Raw genomic sequence first — 19,174 nt, forward strand, 5'->3', positions numbered from 1 at the left:
GCTCTGTGTTTAACTCTGTGTCAAAAAAACATTGAAGTAATTTTACTGTTGTTCAACTTTGCTTTTCAACTAATCACTGCGTATGGAAAATCGCATCAATCGCCGCACTTTTATCAGAAATAGCTCGTTGGCTACGGTCGCTTTGTCGAGTGGAAGTATGAGTTTGCCGGTGAAGAAAAAGAACAAATTGCCCCAATGGAAAGGCTTCAATGTCCTTGATTTCTTCTCGCCCGACCCCGCCAAAAGTCGCCCGAAAACCCCCGAAATGTATTTTAAATGGATGGAAGATTGGGGCTTTGATTTTGTCCGAATTCCGATGGCATACCCTGCGTATCTGAAATTTGACCGTTCAAGAAACATCCGAATCGACGAAATCAGAAACATAGACGCCCAAATGACCGACCGCATTGAGCAGTTGGTTTATTGGGCACAAAAATACAATCATCACGTTTCACTCAATCTCCACCGCGCGCCGGGCTATTGCATCAACGCGGGTTTTGTGGAGCCTTACAACCTGTGGACCAATGAGCAGGCGCTGAGCGACTTTTGCTATCATTGGGAATTTTGGGCGAAAAAATTCAAAGATACGTCTTCCAAAAAAATCAGCTTTGACCTCCTCAACGAACCGAGTTGGCGCGACGACATGAACGACCAATTGGGCAAAAAAACCAAGTTGGAGCCCGAAATGTACCGCAAGCTGATTCTGGCGGCCTACAATACCATCAAAGGAGTCAATAAAAAACACTTAATCATTGCCGATGGCAACAACGTTGGCAATGATGTGATTACGGGTATTTCCGATTTAGAAGTGGGGCAAAGTTGCCGAGGCTATACGCCCTCCATCATCTCGCATTACAAAGCCTCTTGGGTGTACAAAGACCCGGAAAGCCTGCCCGTTCCCGTATGGCCCGGAAAAGTGGGCGACCAAAACCTGAGCCGCAAAATGTTGGAAGACAAATTTCAACCGTGGATAGACCTTAAAAACAGTGGCACGGGCGTACACTGTGGCGAGTGCGGCTGCTTCAACAAGACGCCCCACGACGTATTTTTGGCGTGGTTCAAAGATCTGCTCGGCATTCTGAGCGAAAACGGAATCGGCTTTGCGTTATGGGAATTTGACGGCTCCTTCGGTTTGCTCAATTCTGGCCGAAGCGACGTTGACTACGAAAATTTCCAAGGCCAAAAATTGGACAGAAAACTGCTGACGCTTTTGCAGAAAGTGTAGGGCTGTTGTGAGGTGAAGGACATGCTCCGTCAAAACCTCTCTGTACTGAAGTATTATTTAAACAATACAAAATACGCATTTTGTATTGTTTAAGCGTCTATTACTAGAAACAAACGCATCCCATGTAAGCATCTATAAACCAACCTATTAACAAACAATGCTTTTAAGTTTTGTATTGTAATACAGAAGCATTTACATTGCAGATAAAACACTAAAACATGCGTCAATCAGCGAGTTGGCGGTAATTTTAGGTTAGACTGTTACAAAATTTTTCGCGGATAATTTGAATTTAATTTGAGAACAGAAATATGCAAGACTTATTTGACTACGCCCAAAAATCAGGAATTGAACTTAAAAATGTGGGGAGATGTCAGTTTTGTCACTCAAATGTATCCAAAGGTGTATTTGAATGTGAGGGCAATTTAAACCACCTAACTCAAATTCTTGACTTTAATAATCCTATCTACTATGAAACACGGTTCTTAAGTGTTGATGCAATGGCTTTGCAGCATTGTGAATTGCACGGACCTTGGAACAATCATATTCATTTAACAAGGTTATACTTAATTTTTGAGAAAAATATCAAATGGGATTATGCTAAGACGCCTTTATTGAGCAACATCATTAACGCTTATAAAAAAGATAAAACCGAATTTTTGACACCACCCCGATTCGGAGAGCGAGGACAATTAACCACTTTAGATTTGCTGAATGCATCAACGCCAGAAGAATGTATCAATATTGTAAAAAGCTGGGCGACTGAAGTTTACCATTCATTCAGTGAGCACCAAACCTTGATTTCTTCATTAGCAAACAGCTTTTTAAACAGATATGGTTGATATCGCTTAGCATATCGGCTACATAAAGCGAAAACTCAATTTGGATGAGACATATCAAAAGAATTACGCAAATTAAAAACTACCGCCACCATTGTATTGGCAATAGTCGGGCTGATAGTTGTAAACTCAACGGCATCGGCCGCCCGAATTTGTAATTCTATTGGGCATTTGTGCAAATGTTGGGCAGACGTTTTTCAAATTCTCCACCATCGCCAATACGTAAACCGTTAGAGGTCAGCTTAAAAGACCACAGTTATCTATGGAGCAGATGACATTTTTATATACTGCACTTGGGGTGATGGACAAAACCTACTTTATATTAAGTCTGTGGAGTCACAAGCTAAGGTGTAGAGGGCATATGGCTAAACATCAAAATATTGTTTAAACTCAAAATCAAATTCTTCACATATAATATAAAAATCTGATTTACGAATGTCTCCTAAAGTTGTCAGGTTTTCTCCCCATGGAATGAAATCAAATATGTAGGTATTTTCTATTTTCAAAAAATTGCCACCTAAAACAACAACATAGTTGACTGACCCTTTTTCTTCATAAAATTTAAACTCTTTAATTTTAGTAAATCTAAATTTAACTATCTCATATACATTTTTATCTGTAAACTCTATATTTCGAGTTAAAGTAGTCATTTCAATTATCCTATTATTATAGTGTAGTTTGTATGATAGACATTCAATAATACTATCACAAAAGTCCCCATATCTATTTTTCAATATTGTTAATTTTTCCATTTTTAAGCACTTTTTTGTCCGCCTATAAAAGGTTTTGGGCCAAACATCACATCTAAAACTTATCGCTTCTAATGTCCATTTTGGAAGTAATTTTTTGAGGGACGTTGTTTACGGAAACGGGGAGATTAATCACAAACTCGCCAAGGTCAGGAGTCAAATAAGCATACCCATCCAATTTTTTGCCAACAAGTTGAGGGTCTGCCGGGATGGCCGAATCACATACTCCACTAAAATCAATACGATAACGGGTAGCTTCCTGTTTAGGCATTGGAGAGGTAAAAGTAGCCCTTATTTCATAATCGTTGCCGGGGTTGGGGTTGAGTCCTGCGCATTTACCAACGTAAACAAATTGAATAGTGAGGGTTTTCTCGTCCTTTTTTGTAATAAAAGCTTTAGAGATAATCATGTGACCTTCTTTGCAGGTGATGCGGGATGTAAAGTAGTCGATGGGCTTAGGGAAATACTCAAAATACCCGTTTAGAAGGGGTTTTAAGATTTCGGGATCAATCGTGGGTTGGTCTTCGCCTTTGCAGCCTAATACGAAAGTTAGAAGTGTTAAGTAAAGTACCTTTTTCATGGCAAACCTAAAAGTTGTTTTGGCACTAAAATAAGCCTTTCTTTTGGCTGCTGAAAAAATAGTTATCAAGAGGTATTCCGTTTCAGGAAGTAACAACCGTGAGTTATCTCTATTATACGCCGTTGCTGGTGTTCGACAATAAAACCCAAAAACAAATTTGGAAAGCCCGATCCAAACCTTACCTTTGTAGAGTGATTAGTCAATCTAGTATAAATGGATAAAAAAGAACAGATATTGGCGAGTGCATTGAAGCTCTTTGTGGAGTTTGGTTTTCATGGTACGCCCACGAGCAAAATCGCTAAGGAAGCGGGGGTATCCAACGGAACCCTTTTTCATTATTTTGCCACCAAAGAAGACCTGATAAAAGAATTATACATCACCATCAAAAATGATTTAAACCAATTCTTATTTTCAAAGATTACTCCGGAGGATGGTGTCGAAGCCATCATAAAAAAAGTCTTTATCTATTTCATTTACTGGGCTTTAGACAACAGAGAGAAGAACCATTACATCCAACAGGTACTTTTTTCACCGCATATTTTTCAAATCTCCGAATCGGTTTTGATGGAGCAATCCCAGAAACACATTCAGCTGATTGAAGAAGCAAAAGCCACCAAAATCATCAAAGAGTTACCCACTGATTTGATTTATACGTTGGCCAACAGCCACTTGATGGGCATCTACAATTACGTTGTCAACTTACCCCCCGACCAACAAAAACCCATCATCGAAAACGGCTTTGAAATGCTTTGGGATATGCTGACCGAACAAAAATAACCATGAAAGAAACCAAAAAAATAAGAGCCATTGTGACGGGTGCCACGGGCATGGTCGGCGAGGGTGTATTGCACGAATGTCTGCAAAGCCCTGAAATTGAAGAAGTTTTGATTATCAACCGCAAACCTTCTGGCTTCACGCATCCCAAATTAAAGGAAATCATTCACCAAGATTTTTTCGACGTCTCGCCCATCCAAGCCCAATTGAAAGGTTACGACGCTTGTTTTTTCTGTTTGGGCATTTCTTCCGTCGGGATGAAAGAGGAAGAATATACCAAAATGACCCACACGCTCACGATGCACGTAGCCGAAACATTGAGCAAACTCAACCCTGACATGACATTTTGCTACGTATCAGGCTCAGGCACCGACAGCACCGAAAAAGGCCGCAGCATGTGGGCGCGGGTAAAAGGCAAAACTGAAAACGACTTGATGAAACTGCCTTTCAAGGCCGTGTATAACTTCCGTCCGGGATATATGCACGCTACACCGGGTTTGAAAAATACCCTTCCTGCTTACAAGTACGTCAGTTGGATGTATCCCTTCGCCCGTAAGGTATTTCCAAACTTTGTGAGTACGCTGGCCGAATTGGGTCAGGCCATGGTATACGTTGCCACCAAAGGCCATGAAAAGCACGTATTGGAAATCAAAGACTTTGTTCCTTTGACAAAAAAAGGATAAAAAATTTACCCTAAAAATAGAGTGATTAGTCAATCTAAAATCAATATTCAAACTAAACCAAATGGAAATCAACTTTAATATCAATGGCAAAACGGCAAAGGTAGACGTAGACCCCGCCATGCCCTTGCTTTGGGTAGTTCGGGATGAACTCAACCTCAAAGCCACAAAATTCGGCTGCGGGGCTGCACTTTGCGGTGCCTGCACGCTCCACATCGACGGCGAAGCCTATCGTTCATGTTCCATACCCGTAAGCTTTGCGGCAGGGAAAAAAGTAACGACGCTCGAAGGATTATCCGAAAGTGAGGATAAACTTCACCCTATTCAACAAGCATGGATGGAAGAAAACGTGCCCCAATGCGGCTATTGTCAGCCCGGGTTTATGATGGCGGCCGCAAATTTGCTGGAGAAAAACCCCAACCCGACCGAAGAAGATATTAAAAACAATATCACCAACATTTGCCGTTGCGGTACGCAGCCCCGCATCATCAAAGCCATCAAAAGAGCCGCCCAACTTTCCCAAACCGTAACTGCATAACGACATGGCTACTGAAGATAAAAAAACAAAAAAGAAGTTTTCGCGACGTAAATTTTTGCAACGCGGCGCCATTATTTTTGGCGGAACCGTCGTAGCGGTTATTGCGTCAAAGGGGCCTATTCGTCGTTTTTTGGCCCAAAAAGCGGAAAATATGGATTTCCCCCTGCTAGTTTCCACGCAAGAACCTTCTTTCTGGTTTGAAGTATTGCCCGATAACACCATCCTCTACAAATCTACCAAGCTGGAAATGGGACAGGGGATTTTTACGGGATTAGCGATGTTGGCCGCCGAGGAGCTAGAAGTAGCGCTCGAACAAATCAAGGTTGTTCACGCCAATACGGCCAACGGCGTGGAAGATTCGCTGGGAACGGGCGGAAGCAATACCACCTTGTCGTTGTTTAAGCCCATTCGAGAAGTAGCCGCTACCCTGCGCGAAATGCTCAAAGCCCAAGCCGCCAAGCAATGGGGCGTGCCCGTGGCAGGTATCAAAGTTGAAAATGGAATCATGACTTCGGGAAATCATAAAGCTACCTATTATGAAATTTCCACCTCCACCAAAGAATGGAAAACGCCCGAAACACCCGAATTAAAGCCTTCTTCGGCCTTTAAGTATGTAGGAAAAGACGTAAAACGCATTGACTTAAAACCAAAAGTGACGGGTAAACCCATTTTTGGCATCGACCAAACGTTCCCAGATATGTTGTATGCGGTGATGCTCCAATCTCCCTACATCGGCGGCAAGCTCAAAAAGCTGAACACCCAAGAAGCTGCAAAGGTCAACGGAGTGGTCAAAATCGTGGAGGACGGTGAGTTGGTGGCCGTCGTGGCCAAAAACCGATACGCCGCCGAGCTGGGATTACAAAAAATTGAAGCGGAATGGGATGTTCCCAAAAAATGGCAACAGGCTGAATTTGAAGCACTCACGACCGTAGGACTCGGAACCGACGTGCGCATTCAAAGCGAAGGCTCGCCCGAATCGCTTTTGGAAGAAGCGCCCAACCAAGTATTCAAACAAGAATACCGCACGCCTTTGGCCACCCACGCCCACATGGAACCGCACGGCGCCGTGGCGCACGTTGAAAAAGACAAAGCCACGATGTATGTAGGTACGCAGGCGTCCACCCTTTTCAGAAGTGCCATCGCCAAAGCCATTGAGGCAGAAACGGAACAACTCAACATCGAAACCACCTACGCCGGTGGAAGTTTTGGCAGAAGAATAGATTCAAAACATTCCGAAAAAGTGGCGCGCATTGCCAAGATTGTTGGCAAGCCAGTACATATATTTAATACGCGAACGCAGGAGTTTCAGAATGCCATTTATCGTCCGCAAACGCACCACGTACTCGCTGCAAAAATTGGAGAAAATGGCACAATCGAAGCCATCACCCACAGCCAAGCCACACCCGATCAGGTGCTTGGGGCAATTCCTGCCAATATCGGCTATACACTTTTAGGGGCCGATTTTGTGTCGGCGGGCCACGGTGCCAGTATTTTGTACAACATTGAGCATAAATCAGCCACGTTGTGGCAAAATAAACTGCCCGTTCATACTGGAATCTGGCGCAGTGTGGGGATGTTTCCCAATACGTTTGCCATCGAAAGCTTTATCAACGAATTGGCCCATAAAACGGGCAAAGACCCGCTCAAAATGCGTTTGGAGTTGCTGGCAGGCAATGAACAAATCAACCAACGTTACAAAAAAGTATTGGAAACGCTGGCCGAAAAGAGCGGGTGGAATCAACCCAAAGCGGCGGGGATTGGGCGCGGCATCGCCATCGGCAACGACCGCAAGAGCATTGCGGCGGCGGTGATTGAAGTAGCGATAGTTGACAATCAAATTCAGGTAAAAAAGGTAACGCAGGTGCTTGACGCGGGCTTGGCCATCAATCCTGAGGGGATTCGGATGCAGGTAGAAGGCGCCACCATGATGGGGATTACGGCCGCACTGTATGAAGGTTTATCTATCAAAGACGGACAAATAACCGCGACCAATTTTCACGAATACCCCATGGCAAAACTTTCAGATACCCCTGAAATTGAGGTAATTATTCTGGAAGGACACACCGAACCTTACGGAGTAGGTGAGCCACCGCTTGCGCCAGTAGCGCCCGCGATTGCGGCAGCGGTTTTTGATTTAACGGGTAAAAACCTGAGAACATTACCGCTCAAATTGAGCTAAAATAAATCGTCGTCGAGGTTTTGAGTTCAAGACCTCGACGACGTTCGTTGCTTTTATTCAGCCCGTACAATCAGCTCGGGCTTTACGGTATCGTATTGATTGAGGCGAAGCCAAAGTTGCGCCAGCACCACAACGTCTTCTTTGCAGTAACGACGGATGCGGTCGAGGTCTTTTTCGGCGTAATAAACGCGGGTCACGTCTTCGCCGCTGATGTCTGACTTGCTGCTCGGAATGCCAAACAGTGCCGCCAATAAATCCAACTGTGCAAAGCTTTTATAATCGCCAAAACGCCACATATCCAGCGTGTCTTGATGAAGAATTTCCCACGGTTTTTTACCCGAAAGTTTTAAAGAGTCAGGAAGCGTAATTCCATTGACGAGCATTCGACGGCACAGAAAAGGAAAATCAAATTCTTTGCCGTTGTGGGCACAAAGGACGAGTTGATTTTGGGGATATTTTTCAACCAACTCTTTAAATTCCAACAAAATCGCTTTCTCGTCGTCGCCCGCAATGGTTTTTACTTTAAAACGTGGCAGCTCATCGGAAGTGGTCCAATACAGCGCCCCCACCCCGATGCAGATGATTTTGCCGAATTCGGAATAAATAGCCGCCCGACGGTAAAACAAATCAAAAGCCGAGACGTGTTCGTCATTGCGGATGTTGGCCGCCTTTCGTTGCCATTGTTCCTGCATTCGTTCGTCCAACAAATCAAACGAAGCTTTGGCTGACACCGTTTCTAGGTCAATAAAAAGAATATTTTTGGCAACTCGGCGAAGTTCTTGCATCTCGCGTTTCGAGGTTATTTAGGAAATCTCATTTTGTAATCCACTTTGACGTTGCCCTTTGTAATGTCGGTGAGGCGTTTTTTTAGCATCTGTCGTTTGAGCATGGGCAAATAATCCGTAAACAGTTTGCCTTCCAAGTGGTCGTATTCATGCTGAATGATACGCGCCGCCATGCCTTCAAAGGTGTCTACGTGTTCGTTCCAATCAATATCTCGGTATTTGATTTTAATAAATTCGGGACGATATACATCGGCTCTGATTCCTGGAATACTGAGGCATCCTTCTTCAAACGCCCATTCGTCACCCGTTTCTTCCAACACCTGCGGATTAATAAATACTTTTTTAAACCCTTCCAAACTTGGGTCTTTGTCTTCCTCTTCTTCGTCTTCATTAAGAGGCGTACCATCTACCACAAACAACCGGATACTTTGTCCGATTTGCGGAGCCGCCAAACCAATACCCGAAGAATCGTACATGGTTTGGTACATATTTTCTACCAACTCGGGCAGGTTGATTTCGTCTTTTTCAATGGGGCGAGCCACTTTTCGTAATACGGGGTCGCCATAAGCTACTATTGGAAAAATCATTGTTAATCGTTGTCCTTTTTAATGGTTTATCGGGCAAAACACCCATGATACGATTTCATCGTTGGCTTTCAATAAACGATTGCAAAATAATGGTGGCACTGACTTTGTCAATATTACCTTTATTGCGTCGGTCACTTTTTTTAGACCCCATCGAAATCATGGTCTGTAACGCCATGCTGCTGGTAAAACGCTCGTCGTGTTCGTACACGGGGGTATCGGGAAACGCTTTTTTGAGTTGTTTGATGAAGCCCTTCACGTGCGGCGTATTGTTGGTGTCGGTATTTTCCAACGTGCGGGGCATCCCTACCACAAATACATCCACGGTTTCGTTGGCGGTATAACGTTTCAAAAAATCAATTAATTCAAATGAGCGTACCGTTTCCAAGGCCGTCGCAATAATCCGTAACGGGTCGGTAACTGCCAATCCAGTTCGTTTTGAGCCATAATCAATGGCAAGAATTCGCCCCATTGGTTTGCTTTATTTAAGTAAATTACCCGTTTATTCTTTCTAAATACAAGCCGAGAATCACCTTTATATTTGCTCCTCTCTCAACACTCATGACAGGGTAAATTGACAATTAAATCACAAATATAGCAGAAAAATCGTCAGCCTTTGGCGTAATTGGTTCATAAAAGGCTTTCCGACAAATGACAATTTGACAGTTAAAGCCCCCTCGCATCATTATTTTATATCTTGAGTAAGTCCAAACTTTTGCTTGTTAAATATTGTTAAAAAGAAGAAATTTGGATACCGATTTTTTTGCCCGAGACGTTATGTTCGTGCATTTTTGAAGTGTGAATTGCAAAAACAGAAGAATCTAAAAACAAATAGTAATTAAAACCAAAACCAAAATAAAAAGTCATGAATCAGAATTGGAAATCATTGGCATTGGTTGGGCTCATTTCAAGCGCAGTTACCGTTGGAAGTGTAAAGCTTTTGGGCGGGATTGATGACTCAAAAGATGTCGTTTTTACGGAAGCAAGCGCTCCTTCCATGAATCGTTTTACTGGGGGAGTTGCTCCCGGGGCAGCGGCCGATTTTACGTACGCCGCCGAAGTATCCACCCCTGCCGTAGTACACATTAAAGCCTCGGCCACCCGCCAAGCGCAACAACGCGGCATGGACATCTTCGACTTGTTTGGCGAAGATTTTGGAATGCGCCGCAGCGGTCCGCAAAAGCAAGAGTCGTCGGGCTCGGGCGTGATTGTCAGCGCGGATGGCTACATTGTTACCAACAACCACGTGGTGGAAGGTGCGGAAGAACTGGAGGTTGTGATGTCAAACAAACGCACCTATAAAGCCAAAGTAATCGGCACTGACCCTTCTACCGATATTGCCGTGATTCAGATTCCCGCCAAAGACCTACCTACGTTGACGTTTGGCAACTCCGACGCCATCAGAGTGGGTGAGTGGGTAGTAGCAGTAGGAAATCCGTTTAACTTGGAATCGACCGTTACGGCGGGGATTGTAAGTGCCAAAGGACGCGGTATCGGAATCCTTGCCGAGAAGTTTCAGCAACAGTCACGCGCACGCGGCAGCCAGTTTAAAGGTGATACTCCCTTGGAGTCATTTATCCAAACAGATGCGGTCGTAAACCCCGGCAACTCAGGCGGTGCCTTGGTCAACCTGAAAGGTGAATTGGTAGGTATCAATACCGCCATTGCCAGCCCCACGGGTAGCTACGCAGGTTATGCCTTTGCAGTGCCTTCGAGCTTAGTGAAAAAAGTATCCAGCGACATTATCAAATATGGTGGTGTGCAGCGCGGCTACATCGGTATCATTCCCGAAGAACTCGACAGCAAAAAAGCGGAACAGTACGACGTAAAAGTAGCCACGGGGATTTATGTGCAAGGTTTTGGCGAAGGCAACAGCGCCGCCAAAGATGCGGGCTTGAAAGTAGGCGACGTCATCACCAAAGTAGATGGTGTTGACGTAGATTCTGACCCCAAATTCCGTGAGCTAGTGGCCCGCAAACGTCCCGGTGAAAGTGTTGTTCTGACCGTTAACCGTGGTGGCAGCGTAAAAGACTACAGTGTAATGCTCCGCAATCGCGAAGGTGGGCGCGAAATCATCAAAACCGATGAAGCTGACGTAGCCCTTAGTTCATTAGGCGCCCAATTTAGCGACCTCAACCCCCGCGAAGTACAGCGCCTTCAGCGCGCCAATATTGGCGGCGGTGTGAAAGTAACCGCGATGGAAGCGGGCAAACTCGCCCGCGTAGGTGTAGAAGAAGGTTTTGTGATTACGAAAGTAAACGACAAGGCGGTTCGTTCGGTCAAAGAACTAAAAGCGGCTTTATCCGAGAAAAAAGGAGCTCGCGTTCAGATGGAAGGTCTTTATTTAGATTATCCAGAAGATGTCTATTCTTTCGGATTTAATTTGTAAGGTTTATCAACTAACGTCGGCGAGGTTCAAAACCTCGCCGACGTTGAAAAAAAACAAAGGGTTAGGCCATCGGTGGTCTAACCCTTTGTTTTTACGCAGGTGTTTATTAGTATTGTAACACACCTAACTTTTCTATTAATGACGACAGCAATTATTATCACGGTTTGTGTTCTGATTCTTCTTGCTTATATTTTTGACATTACTTCTTCCAAAACCAAAGTACCTTCTGTTATTCTTCTGCTTCTGATGGGATGGCTCGTGAAGCAAGTGGCGCTTACAACGGGTTTGTCGCTGCCCAATCTCAGTCCTATTTTACCCATTTTAGGAACAATTGGACTGATTCTCATTGTGTTGGAAGGCTCCTTGGAATTAGAATTGAATTCCACAAAATTTCCGCTCATCAAAAAGTCCTTTGCCGTTGCTTTGTTGCCCATGCTGCTACTGGCTTTTGGGGCGGCGGGGGCTTTCCATTTTTGGGGCGGAATCAATTTTAAAGATAGCCTCACCAATGCCATTCCACTCTGCGTCATTAGCAGCGCCATTGCCATTCCGAGCGTCAAGAATCTGGTGAATCATCAGAAAGAATTTGTTATCTACGAAAGTAGTCTTTCGGACATTTTAGGGGTGATATTTTTCAACTTTGTAGCCTTCAATGATAGTTTTGGTGCGGGTTCTATTTGGCATTTTTTTGCACAATTGATAACCATCATTATTGTTTCTTTTCTGGCAACGGGCGGCTTATCCTATCTTTTGAGCAAAATCGACCACCATATCAAGTTTGCTCCTATTATTCTTTTGGTGATTTTGATTTATAATATTTCAAAAATTTATCACCTTCCTTCACTCGTATTTATTCTGATTTTTGGGTTATTCTTAGGAAATCTTGACGAAATAAAACGCTTTAAGTGGATTCAGCGCCTAAAACCAGACCTGCTGGACCGCGAAGTGAAGAAATTTAAGGAAATCACGATTGAGGCTACGTTCGTGATTAGGGTGTTGTTCTTCTTGCTTTTTGGCTACCTGATGGAAACCGCTGAAATTTTGAACCTCAGTACGCTTGGATGGGCCGTAGGAATTGTGATAAATATCTTTTGTCTGCGGGCTATTCTGCTCAAATTCTACAAAATGGAGCTTTCACCATTGCTTTTTATCGCACCGCGTGGATTGATTACCATTTTATTATTTCTGAGTACTCCTGCTTCCCAAACCATCTCATTGGTCAATAAATCGCTGATTATCCAAATCATCATTTTATCAGCGTTGGTCATGATGATTGGGTTGATGATGGAAAATAAAAAAGAAAGTGAGTAGTCGTCCGACGGTTTAAGTAGGTAAGCGTCCGACGGTTTAAAACCGTCAGACGCTTCTAGGTGAGAAGCACCCAAGCGCCTTCTTTCAAGCTCCTAATGGCCGCAAATGCGGCCTGAGTAGTGTTGATAATTTCATCCAACGGAATCAGCGGCGCACCTCCCGTTTGAATCCGTTTTATCAGTTCTTGAAACTGCGTTTTATGTCCTTTGTCTTGACTTGTTTTGAGTCTGGAAAAGCCTTTGAACCCATAACCTTCCAGCGTTCTGAAGTTATCCAATATCAGCGTTCGCTCCTGCGAATATACTTCTACCCGCTCTTTGGAATAAGACTTGTGTCCGTTGGAGAAGTAATTAATAACGCCTGTGGAGCCATTTTCATAGCGCAACATGATACTTGCATTATCAGTTATTTCGGTAGCCTGCGGCCCCATGGCATTCATACATACCGCCGTCACGCGGCTGCCCGTCAGGTACGTAATCAAATCAATAAAATGACAAGCTTCGCCCAAGATACGTCCGCCACCCACGGCGCGGTCGTGTACCCACGAGTTGGCAGGAATAAAACCAGCATTCATGGTCGCAGTCACATTCATGGGCGCATCTCCCAGCAATGACTTCATTTTCAGCGCATGGGGTGAAAAACGACGATTAAAGCCAACCGTAACACTCAACCTTTCGGCCCGTTGAAAGCTTTCCAAGAGTTGACTCAGTTCTTCTTCAAAAATCGCCAGTGGTTTTTCCACAAACACATGCTTCCCCGCCTTCAGTGCCTCCATCGTCAGGCGAGCATGTTGATTGTGGCGCGTGGTAATCATCACCAAATCAACGTCGTTATCTTTTAAAATTTCATGATAATCCGTCGTGCTGTGGGCAATGCCGTGTTTTTGGGCCAACGCCGTTCCCGACAGTCCATTCGCACTAGCAATGTATTTTATATTTGCGCCTTGTATTGCCCTGCCTTTTAAGGCAGGGATCAAAGTCATTTTGGTAAAATTTCCTGCCCCAATAATACCGAGAACTCCTTTTCGGCCCGCAAAAGAAATGTCATGGTGACGGACGGTACGCTCGGCCGAAGGTTTTTCGGGATAGACCAACAGAGAGGCAATCGCCCCACCTTTGCCCATGTCATCGTAAATTTTTTGGTATTCTTCCAGCGCAATCTGTTCCGTAATAAAGGGTTTTACATCGAGCAACCCCGATTCCATCAACTGAAGGATGGTTTGAAAATTACGGTTTTCGGTCCAACGAACAAACGGCAACGGATAATCCACGCCCTTTTGCTCATAGTCGTCGTCGTAACGGCCCGGGCCATAAGAGCACGACACCTGAAACGAAAGCTCTTTTTCGTAAAACTCCGCCCGACTCAGATTCAAGCCAATCACGCCCACCAAAATAATACGGCCCCGCTTGCGCGACATGCGGGCGGCTTGTGAAATAATCTCATCCGTTTTGGCCGAAGCCGTAATCACCACACCATCCGCGCCTACACCGTTGGTGAGGCTTTCTACCCACTTGACGGGGTCGGTTCCTGCGGCAGGATTGGCGGCCAAGATGCCTTTTTCGCGTGCAATGCGGAGTTTATTCTCATCAAAATCAAACCCAATGACCCGGCAGCCGTTCAAACGAAGCAGTTCGGCCGTCAATAACCCAATCAACCCCAGTCCAATCACTACGACAGTTTCACCCAAGGTTGGATTCAATAACCGTACGCCCTGCAACCCAATGGAGCCAATGACCGTAAATGCCGCTTCATCGTCAGATATGTTATCGGGAATTTTAGTCACCAAATTGCGAGGCACACAAACGATTTCGGCGTGGGGGCCGTTGGAGGCCACACGGTCGCCGATGCGAATATCCGTCACGCCTTCTCCCACCGCAATCACCTGACCTACATTACAATACCCCAAAGGAAGCGGCTGCCCCAGCTTGTTAAAAACGGCCTCCAAGGTCGGCATCAGGCCGTCAGACTTGATTTTATCCAGCACCATTTTGACCCTTTCGGGCTGTTGGCGGGCTTTTTCGATGAGGTTGGCTTTGCCAAATTCAACGAGCATTCGTTCGGTTCCCAAAGAAACCAAACTTCGACGCGTTTGAATCAGCACAGCACCTCGTTTCACCTGCGGTGCAGGCACTTCTTCCAGTATTGTTTGACCGTTTTGAAGGTTTTGGATCAGTTGCTTCATGGAGCAAAAATACAAAAGCTTACCTATAGTCAGTCATTTGATTTTTTAACGGCAAATAGCTTCAAAAGCAACAACCATTCATCTAACCATGACATAGATGGTTACAAAAACCGCCGTACCAACCAAATAATCAGATTGAGCACCACACTCAACACAATACAGGTGACGGGAAAGTAAAAACCAAACTTTTCTCGCTTAATACGTATATCTCCGGGGAGTTGGCCGAGCCAGTGCAGCTTGTCCGAAAAAAAATAGATAATTACCCCAACCACCACAATCAGGAGACCAATGCCAATGAGATATTTGCCAAATGCAGGATTCATAGGCCCAAATTTACCAAGGATTTGAATTTCTAACCAAAATCCATCATTTTCGCCCATTCAAAACTCAACCCTAAAAACCCCTATGAAGTCTTCCGTCCGGATACAATTAATGTTAATGATGTTCCTCCAGTTTTTTACGTGGGGATCTTGGTACGGCCAAATGAGTGTCTATCTCGGCAAACAACTCAACGCCACTGGCGACCAAATCGGGAATGCGTACCTCGCTTTCTCCATCGCCATGATTATTTCTCCCTTCATCGGAGCCGTGGCCGACCGTTATTTTGCCGCCCAAAAAGTGCTAGGAGCGCTCAACATGTTAGGTGCTGGATTGCTTTTTGTGCTGTCGCAAATCAACGATGCAGGTACATTTTTCTGGGTTATTTTAGCGTATTGTTTGTGTTTTGCGCCGTGTATTGCCCTCACTACGTCGATTTCCATGCGACACATTGCATCCCCCGAAAAAGACTTCCCTACCATTCGTGTCATGGGAACCATTGCTTGGATTGCCGTCACCAATTTAGTGGGTTTTTTAAACGTTGGCGACCAAGTAACTATCTTTCAAATTTCGATTGTTACCTCTATTATCTTAGGTTTACTTGCCTTCACCCTGCCTAATACGCCACCGCGCGCCACGGGTCCAGTCAACATTGGTCAAATCATCGGAGCCGATGCCTTCTCGTTGTTTAAAGACCGTTCATTCGTCATATTTTTTATCGCTTCGGTTGCCATCTGTATTCCGTTGTCGTTCTATTACGCCTTTGCCAACCCATCGTTACGCGCTTCGGGAATGGAGTTTGTAGAAAATAAAATGTCACTGGGCCAAGTATCCGAAGTAGTTTTTATGCTATTGATTCCGTTGGCATTCAGCAGACTAGGTGTTAAATGGATGCTGGCCGTCGGATTAATTTCATGGATTGTCCGCTTTCTTTTCTTTGGGTACGGTGATGCCGACACCAGTGAATGGATGTTGTACGCCGCCATCTTATTACACGGCGTTTGTTTTGACTTTTTCTTTGTTACTGGCCAAATTTACACCGATACCAAAGCTGGCGACCGCATCAAATCGCAGGCACAGGGCCTTATTACCTTGGCTACCTACGGCCTCGGCATGGGCATTGGCTCATGGATTGGTGGTAAAGTAGTAGCCGCCAATACCAATGCCGAAAATATCACCAATTGGCTGAGTGTATGGATGGTGCCGGCTGGCATCGCAGCGGGGGTATTGGTTCTGTTTTTGATATTCTTCAGCGAAAAATCGACCAAGCCTGCCACCGCTTAAATAAAAAATTCACCCTTATAAAATACTCCCCTCTCCTTGAATTAGGAGAGGGGGTGAGGGCAGCCCATTGATTTGGGGTGGCTCCAGTTCTCCATGCAAATTCTATCTTACAACGTCAACGGCATACGCGCCGCTATGCGCAACGGACTTGTTGAATGGCTTGCTACCAAGTCGTTTGATGTGCTCTGCTTTCAGGAGGTCAAAGCCACTCCCGACCAAGTCGATTTATCAGGATTTGAAGCCTTGGGCTATCAGTTAATCGGCTGGAATGCCGCCCAAAAGAAAGGCTACAGCGGCGTGGCTATTTTTTCCAGAATCCCCGTTGATAATTGCGTAATCGGCTGCGGAATTGACCTTTATGACCACGAAGGCCGCGTCATTCGGGCCGACATCGGCGGCCTCACCATCATAAACGCCTATTTTCCGTCAGGAACCAGCGGCGATGAACGCCAAGGCGTAAAGATGCAGTTTCTTGGTGATTTTCATCAGTGGATAAACACCCTCAAACAAACCCGCCCCCAGCTGGTTGTGGTAGGAGATTATAACATTGCCCATCAAGAAATTGACATTCACGACCCCGTCCGACTAAAAAATACGACGGGCTTCCTGCCCGAGGAACGCGCCTGGATGACTCAATGGTTTGAAAGTGGTTTTACCGATGCATTTCGATACACTAATCCAGATTTGGTGGAATACAGTTGGTGGAGCTATCGGGCGGGCGCCCGCGCCAACAACAAAGGCTGGCGCATAGATTATCTCTCCGTCACCAACAACCTACGCCCCCAACTGCTCAGCTGCCGTCAACTGCCAGACGCGGTCCACTCCGACCATTGCCCCGTTTGGCTTGAAATAAACAATGATTTTTAAAAATGTATGCCTTTAAAAACCCCTCTCCCAGTGAAGGATTTAGGAGGGGTTTTTATAAATTTTGGTAAAACGACTAAATTCTTCCAATTTTGCTTCATTAATCTCGTTTTTTATAATAGATTGAATCTCAATTTCGAACCTCAATCACACCAGTCAACGAGATTAATTTGAAACCAATGAAACACACGCCCTTTATTTGGGTACTCTTATTTTTGGGTCAGCTCGCAATGGCCCAAAAGAATAAGCCTGTCAGCGAAACCGACGCCCAAAAATCACAACGATTTGAGTTAGAATCTTTGCTGGCCGAAGGCATGAAATACGCCGCCATGGAAGAATATATCCGGGCCGACAGCGTATTTCGCACGGCATTGAAAGTCGACGCTTCCGTTCCTGCCTTGAACTACGAGCTGGCGCGTACCCTGCTCAAACGCGAACGTTTGGACGAAGCGGCTATTTTTTCACAAAAAGCGGCCCAACTTGCCCCCGACAATAAATTTTACGCCATCCAATTGGCCGAAATTTATACCCAACAACGAAAATATCCCAAAGCCGCCGAAATTTACCGCAACATTATCCGTCAAAATTCCGACAACGCCGAATACGGCCTTGAATTAGCCGCGGTTTATATTCTGGACGAAAAATACGAAGAAGCCCTCAAATCTTATGATGAAGTAGAACGGGCTTTGGGCGTGGATGAAGATTTGGTACATCAGAAACAACGCATTTACCTCAAACTCGATAAGCCCAAAAAAGCAATCGAAGAAGCCCAAAAACTCATTAACGCAGAACCGACCGAGGCCCAATATGTGGTAGAACTAGCGCAACTGTTGATGATGGACAAACGTCCTCAAGACGCCAAAGAACAGCTCGAAAAAGCGTTAAAAATCAACCCTGACGAAGCAAATGCCCGCATGATGCTGGCCGAAATCTATCGTCAAAACGGAGACAGCAAAGCCGCTGAGCAGCAAATCGGGCAGATGTTTAATAACCCCAACGCCGACATTGATACCAAAATGCAGGCACTGGTCGGGCTCCTCCGCGAAGCAAAAGACGAGGCAACTCGCCAAGATGTGCTCAACCGAGCCGCCGAAATCGTAAAAGCTCACCCCAAAGACATGCGAGCCTATGTTGTCTACGCCGATTTGTTGGCCAAGGCCGACCGCAAATCCGAAGCCCGTGATGCCTATGTCAAAGCCTCTCGCATCAATAGTTCGATGTACGAAGTATGGGGTGCGATTTTGCAATTAGACGGAGACCTCAACCAAATCGACAGCTTGTTGGCCCATTCCGAACAGGCATTGGAAACCTTCCCCAATCAAGGTTTATTCTGGTATTCCAACGGCTCGGCGAATTTGGTCAAACGCAATTATCAAAAAGCCGTAGATGCGCTCGAAGAAGCCCAAAAATTAACATCTGAGAACAAAGACCTGCAAGGCGTGATTTATGCGCAATTGGGTGATGCATACAATGGCCTGGGCGAGCACGAAAAATCGGACGATGCCTACGAAGAAGCCCTCAAAATAGAACCCAAAAACGACCACGTTCAAAATAATTATAGTTATTTTCTGTCGTTACGGAAAGCCAAACTGGAGCGAGCCAAAGAAATGGCGGCGCAAGTAGTAAGCCGAAACCCCGACAATGCCACGTATTTGGATACCTATGCTTGGGTGCTCTACGTCATGAAAGACTACAAAGGAGCGCGGGCAAATTTGGAAAAAGCCATTGCTTCGGGCAAAGGGGTAAGTGGAACCATTATTGAACACTATGGCGACGTCCTTTACCAATTGGGGGAACGTGAAAAAGCAGTGGAACAGTGGAAAAAAGCCAAAACAATGGGCGAAAATACATCCCAAATCGACAAAAAAATTGCGACAGGTCAATTGATTGAATAAA

18 protein-coding genes are annotated in these 19,174 nt (G+C 45.1%); 11 read left to right on the top strand and 7 right to left on the bottom strand.

The window, feature by feature from the left end; translation table 11 throughout:
* Nucleotides 1–82 precede the first annotated feature (82 nt).
* The gene (locus DVG78_RS10050; RefSeq protein ID WP_114460951.1) at nucleotides 83–1,225 is read left to right on the top strand and encodes a glycoside hydrolase family 5 protein; all 1,143 of its coding nucleotides are present in this window, start codon (nucleotides 83–85) and stop codon (nucleotides 1,223–1,225) included.
* Between the two features lie 308 nt (nucleotides 1,226–1,533).
* Nucleotides 1,534–2,064: a DUF5946 family protein gene (locus tag DVG78_RS10055; protein ID WP_114460952.1), complete on the top strand. Its 531-nt coding sequence runs from the start codon at nucleotides 1,534–1,536 to the stop codon at nucleotides 2,062–2,064.
* A gap of 362 nt (nucleotides 2,065–2,426) precedes the next feature.
* Here the strand turns inward: DVG78_RS10055 and DVG78_RS10060 are convergent, their stop codons facing one another.
* Nucleotides 2,427–2,813: a hypothetical protein gene (locus DVG78_RS10060; protein WP_114460953.1), complete on the bottom strand. Its 387-nt coding sequence runs from the start codon at nucleotides 2,811–2,813 to the stop codon at nucleotides 2,427–2,429.
* A gap of 52 nt (nucleotides 2,814–2,865) precedes the next feature.
* On the bottom strand, nucleotides 2,866–3,390 hold the full coding sequence (locus DVG78_RS10065) for a hypothetical protein (protein ID WP_114460954.1): 525 nt from the start codon (nucleotides 3,388–3,390) through the stop codon (nucleotides 2,866–2,868).
* 213 nt (nucleotides 3,391–3,603) lie between these two features.
* Here DVG78_RS10065 and DVG78_RS10070 point away from each other — a divergent pair, with 213 nt between their 5' ends.
* From DVG78_RS10070 to DVG78_RS10085, 4 genes are all read left to right on the top strand, one after another.
* Nucleotides 3,604–4,167, top strand: coding sequence for a TetR/AcrR family transcriptional regulator (locus DVG78_RS10070; protein WP_114460955.1), 564 nt, complete (start codon nucleotides 3,604–3,606; stop codon nucleotides 4,165–4,167).
* A 2-nt stretch (nucleotides 4,168–4,169) separates the two neighbouring features.
* A complete protein-coding gene (locus DVG78_RS10075; RefSeq protein WP_114460956.1) occupies nucleotides 4,170–4,847 on the top strand; it encodes an NAD-dependent epimerase/dehydratase family protein in 678 nt (225 codons plus the stop codon).
* Between the two features lie 61 nt (nucleotides 4,848–4,908).
* Nucleotides 4,909–5,382 (top strand): (2Fe-2S)-binding protein, encoded by a 474-nt coding sequence (locus DVG78_RS10080; RefSeq protein ID WP_114460957.1) that lies wholly within the window; start codon nucleotides 4,909–4,911, stop codon nucleotides 5,380–5,382.
* A 4-nt stretch (nucleotides 5,383–5,386) separates the two neighbouring features.
* A complete protein-coding gene (locus DVG78_RS10085; RefSeq protein WP_114460958.1) occupies nucleotides 5,387–7,561 on the top strand; it encodes a xanthine dehydrogenase family protein molybdopterin-binding subunit in 2,175 nt (724 codons plus the stop codon).
* Nucleotides 7,562–7,614: 53 nt separating this feature from the next.
* Here the strand turns inward: DVG78_RS10085 and DVG78_RS10090 are convergent, their stop codons facing one another.
* Genes DVG78_RS10090 through ruvX form a run of 3 tightly spaced genes read right to left on the bottom strand, consistent with a single transcriptional unit; the run spans nucleotide 7,615 to nucleotide 9,402 of the window.
* Nucleotides 7,615–8,346 (bottom strand): 3'-5' exonuclease, encoded by a 732-nt coding sequence (locus DVG78_RS10090; RefSeq protein WP_114460959.1) that lies wholly within the window; start codon nucleotides 8,344–8,346, stop codon nucleotides 7,615–7,617.
* 14 nt (nucleotides 8,347–8,360) lie between these two features.
* Nucleotides 8,361–8,933 (bottom strand): peptide deformylase, encoded by a 573-nt coding sequence (gene def / locus DVG78_RS10095; RefSeq protein WP_114460960.1) that lies wholly within the window; start codon nucleotides 8,931–8,933, stop codon nucleotides 8,361–8,363.
* A 55-nt stretch (nucleotides 8,934–8,988) separates the two neighbouring features.
* The gene (gene ruvX, locus DVG78_RS10100) at nucleotides 8,989–9,402 is read right to left on the bottom strand and encodes a Holliday junction resolvase RuvX (protein ID WP_114068879.1); all 414 of its coding nucleotides are present in this window, start codon (nucleotides 9,400–9,402) and stop codon (nucleotides 8,989–8,991) included.
* Between the two features lie 393 nt (nucleotides 9,403–9,795).
* Between ruvX and DVG78_RS10105 the strand changes: the two genes are divergently transcribed.
* Together DVG78_RS10105 and DVG78_RS10110 are read left to right on the top strand one after the other, a co-directional pair.
* Complete coding sequence (locus DVG78_RS10105) at nucleotides 9,796–11,319, top strand: trypsin-like peptidase domain-containing protein (RefSeq protein WP_114460961.1); 1,524 nt, start codon at nucleotides 9,796–9,798, stop codon at nucleotides 11,317–11,319.
* A gap of 138 nt (nucleotides 11,320–11,457) precedes the next feature.
* On the top strand, nucleotides 11,458–12,630 hold the full coding sequence (locus DVG78_RS10110) for a cation:proton antiporter (RefSeq protein ID WP_114460962.1): 1,173 nt from the start codon (nucleotides 11,458–11,460) through the stop codon (nucleotides 12,628–12,630).
* A 55-nt stretch (nucleotides 12,631–12,685) separates the two neighbouring features.
* Here the strand turns inward: DVG78_RS10110 and DVG78_RS10115 are convergent, their stop codons facing one another.
* Both DVG78_RS10115 and DVG78_RS10120 read right to left on the bottom strand, forming a co-directional pair.
* Entirely contained in the window at nucleotides 12,686–14,812 is a 2,127-nt protein-coding gene (locus tag DVG78_RS10115; protein WP_114460963.1) for a bi-domain-containing oxidoreductase, read from the bottom strand.
* Nucleotides 14,813–14,913: 101 nt separating this feature from the next.
* Entirely contained in the window at nucleotides 14,914–15,135 is a 222-nt protein-coding gene (locus DVG78_RS10120; RefSeq protein WP_114461027.1) for a DUF2905 domain-containing protein, read from the bottom strand.
* A gap of 82 nt (nucleotides 15,136–15,217) precedes the next feature.
* Here DVG78_RS10120 and DVG78_RS10125 point away from each other — a divergent pair, with 82 nt between their 5' ends.
* From DVG78_RS10125 to DVG78_RS10135, 3 genes are all read left to right on the top strand, one after another.
* On the top strand, nucleotides 15,218–16,414 hold the full coding sequence (locus tag DVG78_RS10125) for an MFS transporter (protein ID WP_114068875.1): 1,197 nt from the start codon (nucleotides 15,218–15,220) through the stop codon (nucleotides 16,412–16,414).
* Between the two features lie 93 nt (nucleotides 16,415–16,507).
* Nucleotides 16,508–17,281, top strand: coding sequence for an exodeoxyribonuclease III (locus DVG78_RS10130; protein ID WP_114460964.1), 774 nt, complete (start codon nucleotides 16,508–16,510; stop codon nucleotides 17,279–17,281).
* A 176-nt stretch (nucleotides 17,282–17,457) separates the two neighbouring features.
* A complete protein-coding gene (locus DVG78_RS10135; RefSeq protein ID WP_114460965.1) occupies nucleotides 17,458–19,173 on the top strand; it encodes a tetratricopeptide repeat protein in 1,716 nt (571 codons plus the stop codon).
* The last annotated feature ends 1 nt before the right edge of the window (nucleotide 19,174 follow it).

Source organism: Runella aurantiaca (assembly GCF_003339505.1).
In the GTDB taxonomy this organism is placed as follows: domain Bacteria; phylum Bacteroidota; class Bacteroidia; order Cytophagales; family Spirosomataceae; genus Runella; species Runella aurantiaca.

Bases quoted from the DNA above. Each gene is read 5' to 3' on its own strand.
- DVG78_RS10070 (WP_114460955.1), top strand. From the start codon at position 3,604: ATGGATAAAAAAGAACAGATATTGGCGAGTGCATTGAAGCTCTTTGTG.
- DVG78_RS10110 (WP_114460962.1), top strand. From the start codon at position 11,458: ATGACGACAGCAATTATTATCACGGTTTGTGTTCTGATTCTTCTTGCT.
- DVG78_RS10060 (WP_114460953.1), bottom strand. From the start codon at position 2,813: ATGGAAAAATTAACAATATTGAAAAATAGATATGGGGACTTTTGTGAT.
- DVG78_RS10065 (WP_114460954.1), bottom strand. From the start codon at position 3,390: ATGAAAAAGGTACTTTACTTAACACTTCTAACTTTCGTATTAGGCTGC.
- DVG78_RS10075 (WP_114460956.1), top strand. From the start codon at position 4,170: ATGAAAGAAACCAAAAAAATAAGAGCCATTGTGACGGGTGCCACGGGC.
- DVG78_RS10115 (WP_114460963.1), bottom strand. From the start codon at position 14,812: ATGAAGCAACTGATCCAAAACCTTCAAAACGGTCAAACAATACTGGAA.
- DVG78_RS10050 (WP_114460951.1), top strand. From the start codon at position 83: ATGGAAAATCGCATCAATCGCCGCACTTTTATCAGAAATAGCTCGTTG.
- DVG78_RS10085 (WP_114460958.1), top strand. From the start codon at position 5,387: ATGGCTACTGAAGATAAAAAAACAAAAAAGAAGTTTTCGCGACGTAAA.
- DVG78_RS10055 (WP_114460952.1), top strand. From the start codon at position 1,534: ATGCAAGACTTATTTGACTACGCCCAAAAATCAGGAATTGAACTTAAA.
- DVG78_RS10105 (WP_114460961.1), top strand. From the start codon at position 9,796: ATGAATCAGAATTGGAAATCATTGGCATTGGTTGGGCTCATTTCAAGC.
- def (WP_114460960.1), bottom strand. From the start codon at position 8,933: ATGATTTTTCCAATAGTAGCTTATGGCGACCCCGTATTACGAAAAGTG.
- DVG78_RS10130 (WP_114460964.1), top strand. From the start codon at position 16,508: ATGCAAATTCTATCTTACAACGTCAACGGCATACGCGCCGCTATGCGC.
- DVG78_RS10120 (WP_114461027.1), bottom strand. From the start codon at position 15,135: ATGAATCCTGCATTTGGCAAATATCTCATTGGCATTGGTCTCCTGATT.
- DVG78_RS10080 (WP_114460957.1), top strand. From the start codon at position 4,909: ATGGAAATCAACTTTAATATCAATGGCAAAACGGCAAAGGTAGACGTA.
- DVG78_RS10125 (WP_114068875.1), top strand. From the start codon at position 15,218: ATGAAGTCTTCCGTCCGGATACAATTAATGTTAATGATGTTCCTCCAG.
- DVG78_RS10135 (WP_114460965.1), top strand. From the start codon at position 17,458: ATGAAACACACGCCCTTTATTTGGGTACTCTTATTTTTGGGTCAGCTC.
- DVG78_RS10090 (WP_114460959.1), bottom strand. From the start codon at position 8,346: ATGCAAGAACTTCGCCGAGTTGCCAAAAATATTCTTTTTATTGACCTA.
- ruvX (WP_114068879.1), bottom strand. From the start codon at position 9,402: ATGGGGCGAATTCTTGCCATTGATTATGGCTCAAAACGAACTGGATTG.